Annotated in this window: 10 protein-coding genes; 1 reads left to right on the top strand and 9 read right to left on the bottom strand. The window is 42.5% G+C overall.

Features of this window, described 5'->3' with window-relative positions; genetic code table 11:
* Positions 1-8 precede the first annotated feature (8 nt).
* A complete protein-coding gene (locus D8855_RS00445) occupies positions 9-2,654 on the bottom strand; it encodes an alpha-mannosidase (protein ID WP_049509695.1) in 2,646 nt (881 codons plus the stop codon).
* 210 nt (positions 2,655-2,864) lie between these two features.
* Positions 2,865-4,145 carry a glycoside hydrolase family 125 protein gene (locus D8855_RS00440; protein ID WP_125415511.1) on the bottom strand — a complete coding sequence of 427 codons (1,281 nt, stop codon included), beginning with the start codon at positions 4,143-4,145 and terminating at the stop codon, positions 2,865-2,867.
* A 170-nt stretch (positions 4,146-4,315) separates the two neighbouring features.
* Here D8855_RS00440 and D8855_RS00435 point away from each other — a divergent pair, with 170 nt between their 5' ends.
* A complete protein-coding gene (locus tag D8855_RS00435; RefSeq protein ID WP_061589660.1) occupies positions 4,316-6,403 on the top strand; it encodes a GH92 family glycosyl hydrolase in 2,088 nt (695 codons plus the stop codon).
* Positions 6,404-6,665: 262 nt separating this feature from the next.
* Here the strand turns inward: D8855_RS00435 and D8855_RS00430 are convergent, their stop codons facing one another.
* The 7 genes from D8855_RS00430 to dltC form a co-directional block, all read right to left on the bottom strand.
* Positions 6,666-7,550, bottom strand: coding sequence for an SPFH domain-containing protein (locus D8855_RS00430; RefSeq protein WP_004235732.1), 885 nt, complete (start codon positions 7,548-7,550; stop codon positions 6,666-6,668).
* 775 nt (positions 7,551-8,325) lie between these two features.
* Positions 8,326-9,831: a zinc ABC transporter substrate-binding lipoprotein AdcA gene (gene adcA, locus D8855_RS00425; RefSeq protein ID WP_125415509.1), complete on the bottom strand. Its 1,506-nt coding sequence runs from the start codon at positions 9,829-9,831 to the stop codon at positions 8,326-8,328.
* A gap of 9 nt (positions 9,832-9,840) precedes the next feature.
* A complete protein-coding gene (locus D8855_RS00420; protein ID WP_000950038.1) occupies positions 9,841-10,647 on the bottom strand; it encodes a metal ABC transporter permease in 807 nt (268 codons plus the stop codon).
* Positions 10,640-11,344, bottom strand: coding sequence for a metal ABC transporter ATP-binding protein (locus tag D8855_RS00415; protein WP_001269496.1), 705 nt, complete (start codon positions 11,342-11,344; stop codon positions 10,640-10,642). Before D8855_RS00415 ends, D8855_RS00420 begins: the two co-directional genes overlap by 8 nt.
* Entirely contained in the window at positions 11,344-11,784 is a 441-nt protein-coding gene (gene adcR, locus D8855_RS00410; RefSeq protein WP_001249308.1) for a zinc-dependent transcriptional regulator AdcR, read from the bottom strand. The genes D8855_RS00415 and adcR overlap by 1 nt, the downstream gene beginning before the upstream one ends.
* Positions 11,785-11,938: 154 nt before the next feature.
* Positions 11,939-13,207 (bottom strand): D-alanyl-lipoteichoic acid biosynthesis protein DltD, encoded by a 1,269-nt coding sequence (dltD, locus tag D8855_RS00405; RefSeq protein WP_049491172.1) that lies wholly within the window; start codon positions 13,205-13,207, stop codon positions 11,939-11,941.
* Complete coding sequence (dltC, locus tag D8855_RS00400; RefSeq protein ID WP_053039805.1) at positions 13,200-13,439, bottom strand: D-alanine--poly(phosphoribitol) ligase subunit DltC; 240 nt, start codon at positions 13,437-13,439, stop codon at positions 13,200-13,202. Before dltC ends, dltD begins: the two co-directional genes overlap by 8 nt.
* Positions 13,440-13,445 lie beyond the last annotated feature (6 nt).

Genomic DNA, 13,445 nt, shown 5'->3' with positions numbered 1-13,445 from the left:
TTTTGAAATTAAATTTCTTCTTTTTTGATGAATTCTGTACGAATCTCTTGTGGTGAAATGAGACCTCTATGAACTGGGTATGGTCGTTCAAGTAGGTCAAGAAAGAGATGTTGGCTTTCCGGTACACGTACATTTTCACTACACATATTGTAGTAACGAAGAACATAGCCTTCTTCATTTTCAGATACCTTAAAGGCTGTTGGACAGATTTGCGGTATGCTGAGAACAGAATGGCTCAAGAGGCTACCAGTCGCAGCCACGCTTCCTTCTTGTTTAGCAAGCTGAAGGCTGGTAAATGGTGTCTGCAAGGCTTTAGCACGACGATAGGCTGAAAAGCGTTCTTGGACTTGGTGGCATTCAAGCGCAAACTCGACTTCAAACTCACGCAAGCATTGTGCTTCTGGTGTTGGGAAGTAACCCCAGTCACCTAGCTCACCTGACGCACGCAGAATGGTCACTGCAATAGTGTCGTCTCCAAGGATTTCGTATTCATTCAATCCCTTGTTGGATACAGTCACACCTTTTTCATCGTCATACAGACTAACAAAGGCTTGTTGGTGTTGAGGATTTTCAGGATTTTCCCATGAAGCTGCTGGTTTGTTTGGTCGTGTCACTACCTCATAAATGCTTTCAGAATCATTACTTGAACGCTTGTTGTGAGTCTTGACCAAGAGACGGATACGGTGGTCTTTGGCAGTGTTGGTAAAGCGAGTTTTAAAGCGGATTTGTGGATTATCAACGAAGATAGTCATCTCAGTTTCAAGAGGAATGCTTGTCAATTCTTCTGAACGTCCAGCTTCACGCTTCATAAACTCGATGATGCCTTTTTGCTCTTCTTCTAGCTTTTCATCTGCACTGACAGGCACGGTCAATTCATGTTTGAGCAAAATCTTAGCGTAGCGAGCTGTGTTTTCCAAGACCTCGTAGCCCTTAAGCTCTGCATAGATTGGCTCTGTTCCTTTTGGTTGGAAATAGATATACTCGTTTCCGATGTCACCACGGTCTTCGAAGCGGATAAAATCTTCATAGGCTTCGTGAGTTGTCTTGTCATAGACTGTGATATTGTCATCCACACTCACCGTTACAAATGGCGTATCAATTACTCCATTTTGGTAAATACCGTCACGGTGTTCTTGTTCTCCTTCCAGCAATTGGAAGGTTGTCCAAGAAAGCGGTGCTAGGTGAACTGGAATAGTCACGCGCACTTGTCGAGCGATACGAGCTTGGCGGAACTTATCTTTTGGTAAATCGTACTCAAAATTAGCTCCGAGGTCTTCGATTTTAGCCTCTACAGGACGACCATCCAAGTCCTCCACACGATAACTTGGCAAGGTTAAGGCAGCCATCTTCTTGTATCCCTCTGTTGGGTGCAATTCCTTGAAATCACAAGTCGCCACATCAATCACTGTGCTGACAGTATCGACCTTATCATGCAAGCCTGTGTTAATGACAGTAAAGAGATAATCACTTTGAGCCTTAGCTGTAGCGATTTTACCCTTCCATTCGTTAAGAAGATTGCTCTTAACAAAGTTTCCGACTTGGTTAACCTTGGCAAAACGAGTTTCCATCTCGCGGTGAACTTCGTCCACGCTACAGCCACAGATGCTATCATGCGGCGCATTTTGCAAAAGAGTTTTCCAAGCATAGGTCAACTGGTCCTTGTGGTTATGACCCCCAGTGATAATAGTCAAGGGTTCTACAACTTGCTCTAGGAGGTTGCTATTTTCTTGGAAGGCTTGTTTGAGATAAATACGAGATGAAGAAGTGTTGGCAAGTGTGTACCAGCCGTCTGTTTCCTGACTGGTCAACTCACCTGTAACCGTTGATAATTGCTCTGGTAGGGCACTTTCCACAGCTTGAACATATTCATCAAAAGAACTATGAACAAAGGTTACATCTGGGAAGAGTTCATTTGCCACACGAATGGCTTCACTCAAATTTTTCTGGACAGGCTGATGGTCACAGCCGTTCATCATCAACCACTGGTTGGTCGAAGCATAGTCACGCACGTCTGCCAGTTTTTGTTTCCAGAAGGTCAAGGCCTCGTCTTTATCAACTGGGATTTCATTCCCATTACTATACCAGTTGGCAAAGAGGATACCGAGGACACGACTTCCGTCCGCACCCTGCCAGTACATTTCTGAAAACTGGGAAGTAAACTGCTCATCTTCGAGAACTTGGTTGTCAAATCCAATCGGTTTCACACCACGACCAAAGGCTGCCACGTGAATGCCTGATTTTTGAAGGATTTGAGGAGCTTGTCCCATATTTCCAAAAGTATCTGGGAAGTAACCAATCTGAGTGGATTTGCCCCATTTTGCAGCTTCTTGCTGACCAATCAAGGTATTGCGGACATTGGCTTCACTTGAAATCAAGTAGTCATCTTGCAAGATGTAAAAAGGACCAATTTTAAGTTTGCCTTCGTCGATGTATCGTTGGACTTTGTCGCGATTTTCAGGGCGAATCTCCAAGTAGTCATCAAGGACAATGGTTTGACCATCCAAGTGGAAGCTCTTGAACTCAGGGTCATTTTCAAAGAGATCAAAGAGATTGTCAAATAATTCCACCAACTGCATACGGTGGCTTTCAAAAGGCAAGTACCACTCACGATCCCAGTGACTATGTGAGATAATATGTACGACAACATTTTCCATGAAGTAAAACCTCATTCTAAATTTAAATTTTTATTGTTAACGTTTTTGGATGTAAGATTTGCTCAATCAAATTCAACAAATCACCAACAGTTTAACTCTAAATATTTTATTTATCAAGAATTTAACTATGATTTGAGATGAAATTTGAAAGAAGTATATATTTAGCTACTTTGTCTTGGTAAATTGGCTAAAAACAAGTAAAATCCTAGATTAACGAATATCCAAGTAATCCAAGACCAACTCACAGAACATCATGTTGGCCCAAGAGAACCATTCACGAGAATAAAGAGTTGGGTCATCTACGTGGAAGCTTTCATGCATAACACCAGTACCACCATCGCAAGCAACCAGCTGATCCAGTAAGAATTTCTTCTCTGCTTTATCTGTCGTTGTCAAGCCTTGGATAGACAGAGCGATTGGCCAGATATAGCGATAGAAGGTATGAGAACTTCCGAGACCGCTAGCGTATTCTCCTTGGTAGAAATATGGATTTTCAGGGCTCAAAATGGTACGACGAGTTGCTTGATACACTTCATCATCGACCGAACAGTAACCCAGATAAGGTGCAGCCAGCAGACTTGGTACGTTTGGATCATCCATGATGCTGGCATTTCCTAGACCATCCACTTCAAAGGCATAAATCTTTTCGCCCTTGCTGTTGCTTGTGTAGGCGTAATTTTCGATCCCTTCTTGGATTTCATCCTGAAGACGCTTAGCGTCTGTGATAACACTCTCGCTATCAGCTAGGTTTAATGCTGCGAAGATTTCTTGAACATACCCCAAAACAACAACTGCAAACATATTTGACGGAATCAAGTAACTATACTGACAGCAGTCATCACTCGGACGAAAAGCTGACCAGGTCATGCCTGTCACTGCAAAATCAGGGCCAAAGCCATCATTTACCAAGGTATCTTCCTTGCGGTCCGTATCGCGGACAAAACGATAAGGAGAATTCTTGTGGTCTTGTTCCACTGTCCACAGATGAAGAATTTCCTTGGTCGCTGCGACAAAAGTCTCATCAAACTGACTAGTCTCGCCAGTCTCTTTCCAGAGGAGATAAGCCAGCTGCAAAGGATAGCAAAGCGAGTCTACCTCGTACTTACGTTCCCAAATCCAGCCGTTAAGGTCTGTGTGGTCAGTCTCGTGGTGCCCCTTCCAGTTCTCCTCAATGTTGAAAGAATTGGCATAAGGATCCTTGAGTACCAAGGTCATCTGACGCTTGACCAAACCTGCAATGGTCTGACGCAGGAGGGCATCTCTTTTAGCCACATGCAGGTAGGGTCTGAGTTGGGCTGTCGAATCTCGAAGCCACATGGCAGGAATATCCCCAGTCAAGACAAAAGTTGAACCATCTTCTAGGATTTCAACCGTATTGTCCAAGGTGTCTGTATAGCAACGCTCAAAGACATCCACCCACTCCGGATGGTCCTTGGCCCGCTCTGCTACTTCATCCAGCCAATCTCTAACAATTTCTTTTGAATAAATCATCGTGCAGTATCCTCTTTCAAACAAGTTTCATTTTCAGTATATAGCTTTTGAGACAGAAAATACATACACAAATGATAGTCATTTTTCTACAAAATAGTTATCTTTGAAACTCCTTTTCTAAAGGCTATCTTTTTCTGATATAATGTAGAAAAACAGCTAAAGGAAAGACTATGAAACCACTACTTGAAACCATCGATACCCGCTTTGGAACTGCCAGCAAGCATGCCTTTTCTCGGGGAAATACCCTGCCATACACAGGCGTGCCTTTTGGGATGAATTACTTTGTACCCCAGACCAGTGACCAGGAGGGCTCTTGGTTTTTCGATCCACATCTGCCTATCTTTCAGGGGATTCGATTAACTCACCAGCCCAGTCCTTGGATTGGAGACTACTCTTGGCTCCTTCTAACACCTGTCACAGGCCAACTGGGCGGAGACAGTCTCTTTCATCGCCAATCTTCCTATGATATGGATAAAGCCTCTTTCCAACCTCATTATCTGAAGATTTTCTCCCTGCGCTATCAGATTGAAAGCCAGCTCACACCGACTTGCTACGGTGCTTCTATTCGTTTGGAGCAAAAGCAAGGAAAAGCTCTCTCCCTCTATCTCCACGCAGCAGATGAACTGACCGTAGAGCAAGTAGATAAGCGGAATCTTGCCCTGCGACAAGAAGGAAAAACTGAAACCAACAAAAATCCACTAACGATGTTCACTGTCCTGCAAATGAATACGGATATCCTTGCTATCAGCCAAGAAGGTGGAGACTGGCGAATCGACCTGGCAGATAGTCATGCTGAAATTCAGCTAGGGACTTCTTTCATCTCTCCTTCTCAAGCTCTGCTTAATCTACCTCAAGAAGATTTTGAAGGCTGTAAAGCAAGTGCCCAAGCGGATTGGGAAAATCTCCTCCATCGTTTTGACATTATAGAGACAGGAGAAGCTAACCGAACCTTCTTTGACCACTGTCTCTACAGACTCTTCCTCTTTCCTCAGACTTTTTATGAGGTTGATGAATCAGGGCAAGCCATCCACAAAGATTTGGCTACTGGAACTGTAAAGCCCGGTGTCCTCTTTAGCAATAATGGTTTCTGGGATACCTTCCGCACCACATTCCCCCTCTTTGCCCTTATCATACCGGAACACTACCACCGCTTCTTAGAAGGATTTCTCAATAACTACCGCGATACTGGTTTCCTTCCAAAATGGCTGGCTCCAGATGAACGGGGTATGATGCCAGGTACACTTATAGACGGTATTATCGCCGATAGCGCCTGCAAGGACATGGCTCCCGACTTGGAAGAAGAACTCCTTCAAGCCATGCTTGAAACAGCCAGCAAGTCCGACCCTCTCGGCATCAATGGTCGTCACGGACTAGCCCAATACCAAGAACTGGGCTACCTCTCTACCGACCACCACGAAAGCGTCAGCCACACCCTAGACTATGCCTATAGCGATTTTTGTATCGCTAGCTGTGCTGAAAAACTAGGGAAAATAGAAATCGCTGAAACCTACAAGGCCGCATCACAAAATTACCGCTATCTATTTGACGCTGAGACAGGTTACATACGAGCGTGTGATGGTCAAGGCAACTTCCGTCCTGACTTCTCTCCTTATGGTTGGGGACGCGACTATGCCGAATGCTCTGCCATTCAAGCAACTTTAGGCGTCCTCCATGACATCCCAGACTTAATCCAGCTTATGGGTGGAAAAGAAGCCTTTAGCAACTATCTTTTGAAAACCTGTCAAGATGCTCCCCTCTTTGAGACAACAGGCTATGGCTACGAGATTCACGAAATGAGCGAGATGGCTACCGCTCCTTTTGGGCAACTCGCCATTTCCAACCAACCTAGCTTCCACATTCCTTATCTATTCCGTTACAGCAACTACCCTTACTACACTGCCCTTCTCATCAAGACGCTCCGTCAGAAAGCTTTTCACCCAAGTTGGGAAGCCTATCCTGGCGATGAAGACAATGGTAGTCTCTCTGCTTGGTACATCTGGTCAGCTCTCGGATTTTATCCGACCTGTCCAGGAAAACCAAGCTATGATCTCGGAATCCCTCTCTTTGACCACCTCCGAGTCTATCTCGCTAAAGAAGATAAATGGCTAGATATTCATACTGAGCAAAACCACAGCCATTTTAACTTTGTAAAAGAATGCCGACTGGATAAAACACTCGTATCAACTATTCAACACCAAAACCTCTTAAAAGCTGAACAACTAACCTTTATACTTAGCTGGCTACCAAGTCATCGCTAAATAATAAAAAATCTGCAATCCCCAAGATTATCCACAATCTGTGAATAACTATCCCAAACTGTGCTTAACTCTTGAGTTTCAGCAATTAAAACTACTTTATAATCCTCAAAAGTTACTAAATTGGTCACACAAATAAGAATTATCACTAAAATAATCAGAAGTTATCCACACTTATCCACAACCTGTTAGTAACTTTTATGAATAGCTAAGACCTATCTCTCACGAACACTAAAAAGAGCCTGACTCCAGGCTCTTTAGTCTATTATTTCTTCTCAGCACGGAGGGCTGACAAGATTTGTGTACGGATATCATCCACACCATTTGGCGTATTTGGTAAAAAGATCGTTTGATTTCCTTTAGAAGCAAAGGTATTTAAGGTATCCAAATACTGGTTGGTCAAGAGGATAGACATGATTTGCTCTTCTGTCATACCAACATTGGCTTCCTTGAGTTCTGTGATAGACTCTGCCAATCCATCCACAATCGCCTTACGTTGTTGGGCAATCCCCACACCATGAAGGCGGTCTTTTTCTGCTTCGGCTTCAGCTGCAGTGACGATTTTAATCTTGTCTGCTTCCGCCAATTCTTGCGCTGCGACCCGCTTACGTTGCGCCGCATTGATTTCATTCATGGATTGCTTGACTTCTGCATCTGGTTCGACCTTAGTAATCAAGGTTTTCACAATAATATAACCGTAAGTAGTCATTTCTTCCGCCACTTGGTGTTGAACTTCAAGGGCAATCTCATCTTTTTTCTCAAACAATTCATCCAAGGTTAATTTGGGAACAGAAGAGCGAAGAGCGTCTTCGATATAAGATTTAATCTGAGATTCTGGACGCATGAGTTTATAGTAGGCATCTGTCACGCTCTGCTCATTGACACGGTACTGTGTCGCCACATTCATCATAACGAACACATTATCCTTGGTCTTAGTCTCAACCACAATATCACTTTGCAACAAGCGCAACTGAATCCGCGCTGCAATCGAGTCAATCCCAAAAGGCAAGCGAATATGAATACCGCTATTGGCAACCTTTTGGTATTTCCCAAAGCGTTCAATAATCGCCACCGACTGCTGACGAACTACATAAACTGTACTCAGTGTGACTATCACCAATAGGAGCACACAAACCACCACAAAAATCATCAAAAATGTTGCCATTATCGTGACCTCCATCATTATTTTTCCTGTATTATAGCACATTTAAAGAAGGCTGTGCAGTTTTTACTGCGATTTTTCCTGAAATGTCCATAATTAGAGGTGAATTGTCACATTGTCGTCTGATTTCTTGCTAAACCAACTGGTAAAGAATTAGGTGCACCATACGAGTTCTTTCTAACTCCGTTGATTATCAACATACTATCTGAACATTACAAGTCGTGGACAAAGAAACGAAACAAGTAACGGTTAATCCCTTTAAAAGACTCACAAAAAACATCATTGAAGTGAACCGCACTCCAATAGTTCAAGCATTAAGTGAGGTTGATGATCTAAATTTGATGTGTATACTATTTTTGTCATCGGTTACCGATTACGTTCCTTACGGTTCGTGAGAGGAGGTGAAACTAATGAACCTTGCCCCAGAGCTCGTTCTTACTATTATAGCGGACGTCATAGCAGGAATTATCTTGTATTTCGTCTGCAAATGGCTAGATGGTAAGAAGTAGACCGAGTGACTAGCCTATCAACACCCGTTAAATCTCTAAGATACGTCAAAAAAGCCCTTAACTACTGGCATAGTTAGGGGCTTTGGTGTTCTAATGAACCTTGTCCGTTAAAATCATTCTAACATACAAGCCCCGATATTTCAAGAGTTTTATTTATTTTTTAAAGCGCCTTATGTATCTGAAAGATCTATCATGAAGTTAGCCATCTAGTACCCAAAAAACCGACTAGCTCCTATGATCTAGTCGGTTTCTCATCAATGTGCCAACATTTCTTGGGCGATTTCTTGGCCAGATAGGTTATCTGGGTAGTAGGTTGGCCAGTTATCCATTTCTTCAAAGAGGGCTTCTTGGCTTGTGCCTCCAAAGAAGATATGGAAATGTTCTGCCTTAACTGGGGCGATATTGTGGTCACTAAACTGAACATACTTGAACTGACCAGCGTCTGCATCTGTGGCTTCAAAAAGGAAGCGCACGCCACGATTGCCTTTCTTATAAGTCAATATTTTCTTACCAACATACTTGTAAGTATATTTCTTACTTTGTCCACCTTGAACAAATTCCATAGTGTTATCAGTGATTTTAATCTTAGTTACATCTGTCTGATAGCCTTTTGTATAGTAGGCCTTGTACTCAGCCTGAGTCATCTTACCAGTCAACTTAGCCTTATAGTCAAAGACCTGATCCAAAGTTCCATCTTCAAGGAAAGGATAAACTGACTGCCAATTACCTGCATAGTCACTCAAGGTGCGGTCCTTGACAGCTGTATCTTCAAAATAACCATTTTGAACTGTCTTGGTATCCTCTGCCTTTTCAGGCTCGATTGCTGGGCCTTCTTGGTCTGTTGTTTGTTTTAGAGCCTTGAGATTTTTCTCCATCACGGAAATGTAGTTTTCTCCAGCCTTGGTATCCTCTTCTGTCAGACTTTCTAAAGGATTAAGGACATCTGTTTTGACACCTGCTTCTTTTGAAAGTGTGTTAGCAAGGGCTTGTGAGGCATTTTCTTCAAAATAGATATAGGCGATTTTATTTTTCTTAACGTACTCTGTCAATTCCGCCAAGCGAGCAGCTGATGGCTCTGCATCTGGAGAGAGGCCTGAAATTGCGACTTGTTTGAGTCCATAGTCCAAGGCCAGATAGTTAAAGGCTGCATGTTGCGTTACAAAGCTCTTTTGTTTGGCTTGAGACAAGCCTTCTGCATAAGCCTTATCCAAGGCTTGCAATTTTTCGATATAGGCAGCAGCATTCTTCTCAAAGGTCTCTTTTTTATCAGGATAATCTGCTGATAAGCTATCACGGATATGCTCTACTAGTTTAATGGCACGAACTGGTGATAACCAAACATGGGGATCGAACTCATGGTGATGACCTTCTTCTCCATGGTCATGGTCTCCCTCTTCTTCCTCGCTACCTGGTAAGAGCAACATATCGCCTGTCGCCTTGATGGTTTTCACCTTTTTCTTATCCAAGGTATCTAGCAATTTAGGAACCCATGTTTCCATGTTTTCATTTTCATAAACGAAGGTATCTGCATCTTGGATTTTGGCAACTGCCTTGGCAGACGGTTCATATTCATGGGGTTCTGTACCAGCACCGATGAGGAGTTCTACATTAGCAGTATCTCCTGCGACTTGCTTGGTAAATTCATAGACAGGGTAAAAGGTTGTCACGATATTGAGTTTGCCATCTGCCTGATTTTGATTGGAACAAGCCACTAAAAACAAGGCACATAGACTGGCGAACAATAAGCTAATTTTTTTCACGTTAGTCTCCTATTTGATAAAACGTCTTACTAAACTAATGAGTAAAAAGACAGTTACAAAAATAATGGTAATACTTGCACTTGCAGGTGTTTCTGCATAGTAGGAAATGTAAAGTCCTGCTACCATTCCCAAAAATCCAATCGCACTGGCAAGCAGCATAACCGATTTAAAGTTTTTCCCCAGACGCAGGGCAATACTAGCTGGCAAGACCATGATAGTCGATACCAAAAGAGCTCCTGCAGCAGGAATCATAAGGGCAATGGCCACCCCTGTAACCATGTTAAAAAGAATGGACATGGTACGAACTGGCAAGCCATCCACAAAGGCCGTATCCTCATCAAAGGTCAAGATATACATAGGACGAAGGAAGAGGAAGGTCAAAATCAAAACAACCGCCGCAATGACAAAGAGGGAAATAACCTGCTCTTCGCTGATCGTCACGATTGAACCAAAAAGATACTGGTCCAAACTCATTGAACTCGAGCTTTTACCCTTACTCATGACAATCAGAGAAACAGCCAGACCTGTTGACATGAGGATCGCTGTCCCGATTTCCATAAAGCTCTTGTAAACCGTACGGAGATACTCCAAAAAGACCGCCGCAATCAAGACAATGGCAATCGTAGAAACAGTCGGAGAAATCCCTAGGACCAGACCAAAGGCTACACCTGAAAGCGAGACGTGGCTGAGGGTATCACTCATCAAACTCTGACGGCGCAAGATAAGGAAGGTTCCTAATACTGGCGAGAAAAGACTCATAGCAATAACAGCCAGAAAGGCACGTTGCATAAAGTCATAAGATAATAAACTAAGCATGGCCCACCTCCTGATCATTCTCATGAACGTTGAAACAACGCCATGGCGAGTCTTGGTTACGGACTAGATGAATATTGCGGTCCGCATAGTCCTTAACTTCTTCAGGGTCATGAGTAATCATCAAAACAGCCTTGCCGTGATGATGGGCGCTGTGGTGCATGAGTTCGTAAAATTCATTTTTACTTCCTGCATCCATCCCCGTTGTCGGCTCATCTAGGATAAACACATCTGGGTCAGAAGCAAACATACGCGCAATCACCGCTCGCTGCTTTTGCCCCCCAGATAGAGAACCCAAGCGTTTGTCTCTGTGTTCCCACATGCCAACTGAGTCCAGACTAGCCTTGATATGCTCCTCATCATGAGCATTCAAGCGACGGAACCAACCCTTTCTCGGATAGCGACCAGATTTGACAAATTCATAAACCGTACTTGGAAAACCAGCATTAAAACTGGCAATCTGCTGGGGAAGATAGGCTATTCTCAATTTCTTACCCTGCGTATTTGTCTTTGAAATAGTTACCTTTCCAATGCGTGGCTGAAGAATTCCAAGACTGGCCTTAATCAGTGTCGTCTTAGCTGCCCCATTCTCCCCTGTCAAGGTAACAAATTCCCCACTATCAACACTATAATTGATATGTTCAAGAACAGGCTCCTTATCATAATAGAAGGATAAATCCTCTACCGTAATGTATCTCATTATTTGATTTCTCCTACTAAAGCAGTCAAAAACCGCTGAATCACTTTTTGTTCATTTGGAGTAAACTGAGTCGCCACTTGTTCATAAGTTAAAAGTGTATGCTCATGGTGATGATGGTGCTCCTCAGCGATTGGACGAGCCAAATCAGTCAACTGGTAAAAAATCACACGCGCATCCTTAGGATCTTTAGATGTTTCTAACATCCCTTCCTTAACCAGAGATTTAATGGCCTTGGTAACCGCCGCCTGACTGACATTGAGGCGACGAGCCAACTCTGAATTGGTTAAAGATTCCTCCGACAAGAGCATGAGGATATGCTCCTGGGTATTGGTCAGAGCTACCTCGCTAGTACAATGACCTATTAGAATTTCATGCTGATTTTCCGCCTGCAAAATCACCTCATTTAAAAAAGCATCGATATCCTTCGCTAGCTGTCTCATATCTGACTCCTTTCCTTTTGGACTTCTCTTTTTTAAGAGAAAAATACTATTCTTTGAAAAATTATTTACTGGTTAATTATATCACAACCAAAAAAAGAGTCAAGAAAAAACGTGAAAACCAGTTTCATTCTTGAACTCTTCTATATATTATTATCTATTTGAATGTCTTGACATCTCCATCATAAGTCGCCCAATCTTTGCTGAAAAAGCGTTCATTCAGATGGTAAGTCGGAGCTGGCGTGGGATTGGATAGGAAAGGATCAACTGCCTTATCAAAAGCAAGCCAACCCAACCAACCTAGGTGAATGGTATCCTTAACAAAATAAGGATCCCCTCCATTTTTTGAAAAGTCAGCAATATTAGTGAAACCTTGACTTTCTAATTGGTAACGAATTTTCTCCACTGCATGCTGGTACATATCTTCTCTGAGCCCTGTGTAGTCCATCCATTTCTTATTGACAGGCTGGATGACAAAGAGGACATTAACTTTCGATTTTGCAAATTGATTGAGAACCAACTGTAAATCATTATATTCAGATGATTTTAGGAAACTGTAATTCTTTTGATACCCTTCCCATTTTTTCAAATCCTTCTTAACCTCTCTCGTATAGAAATGATTTTCCATCCCCATATCATTATTGGTCGTATTGGCTTCTGCATCCTTTCGAGCAATTTTTTCTAACTCTTGGTAAGAAAATTGATCTGGAAGATCTTTTAAATAATTTTCCACATGTTCCTTATATTTGAGTTTTCCTCTAATGGAGAACTGACCAAATAGAGAAGCCTGTCTCTCATTGAATCGGGCAAAAATATTAATAGCAACCTGATCAACCTCTGATAATTCTTCACCCTTTGACAGTTTTTGAACAATGCCTTTTAATGCAACATTAGGATTCTGCTTTAACAATCGAATAGCCGCATGCTTTGCAGCAGTGTCACCAGATTGATTTTCCAGAAAAGCTGTCAATTGGTCACTGTTAAAAAATCTCTGAAACGCTGCGGGTTCATAATCAGCCTCCGTAAACCACTGAGGCGAAATTACAAATACTGCCTGCTTATCCTCTATTTCTGGCAAAATTTGCTGTAGGCCAAAATATTGATTTAGAGAGGCTGCTCCTGCTTGACCTAAAAAGTAAGGACGATAGGGACGATGGTATTTCTCGGCTAAAACAGCTGGATGGACACTATCAAATCGAATCCATTCACTGGACCCTAGAAAAGGAATAAAACGCATATTTGGATCTGTAAGAGCCCTTACTTTTTGGCTTCTCTCTTTAAAACTCTCTACACTAACAGAAGCCGCCGAATATTTCTCCTCCGTCAGATTATGGCTTGTTGTACTTGGATAAAAAAAGATGAGTAGAAGAACCAAAAATCCAGCTATGAAGATAGGCCCAAAGATTAACCATAAGCGTTTAAGCATTTTGTAGCTCCACAATACCAACTATGATTTTATTGGCTGTATTCCAGTCGTCGCGACCAAACTCTGTAACAGGGACACGAATATCAAAACGGTTTTCAATCTCCACAATCAACTCAACCGTTCCCATACTATCCAAGACACCTGCATCAAAAAGATCTTCATCCATCATGTCAGAAACATCTTCCATAAACAACTCATCAATAATTTCAATAACTTCTGATTTGATATCCATATTTTA

This window comes from Streptococcus mitis (genome assembly GCF_003942685.1).
In the GTDB taxonomy this organism is placed as follows: domain Bacteria; phylum Bacillota; class Bacilli; order Lactobacillales; family Streptococcaceae; genus Streptococcus; species Streptococcus mitis_CD.
This window is presented reverse-complemented; position numbering and strand designations above follow the sequence as displayed.

Excerpts from the sequence above, each read along its gene's own strand:
- D8855_RS00445 (WP_049509695.1), bottom strand. The coding sequence starts at position 2,654 with ATGGAAAATGTTGTCGTACATATTATCTCACATAGTCACTGGGATCGT.
- D8855_RS00440 (WP_125415511.1), bottom strand. The coding sequence starts at position 4,145 with ATGATTTATTCAAAAGAAATTGTTAGAGATTGGCTGGATGAAGTAGCA.
- D8855_RS00430 (WP_004235732.1), bottom strand. The coding sequence starts at position 7,550 with ATGATTTTTGTGGTGGTTTGTGTGCTCCTATTGGTGATAGTCACACTG.
- dltC (WP_053039805.1), bottom strand. The coding sequence starts at position 13,439 with ATGGATATCAAATCAGAAGTTATTGAAATTATTGATGAGTTGTTTATG.
- adcR (WP_001249308.1), bottom strand. The coding sequence starts at position 11,784 with ATGAGACAGCTAGCGAAGGATATCGATGCTTTTTTAAATGAGGTGATT.
- D8855_RS00420 (WP_000950038.1), bottom strand. The coding sequence starts at position 10,647 with ATGCTTAGTTTATTATCTTATGACTTTATGCAACGTGCCTTTCTGGCT.
- dltD (WP_049491172.1), bottom strand. The coding sequence starts at position 13,207 with ATGCTTAAACGCTTATGGTTAATCTTTGGGCCTATCTTCATAGCTGGA.
- D8855_RS00435 (WP_061589660.1), top strand. The coding sequence starts at position 4,316 with ATGAAACCACTACTTGAAACCATCGATACCCGCTTTGGAACTGCCAGC.
- D8855_RS00415 (WP_001269496.1), bottom strand. The coding sequence starts at position 11,344 with ATGAGATACATTACGGTAGAGGATTTATCCTTCTATTATGATAAGGAG.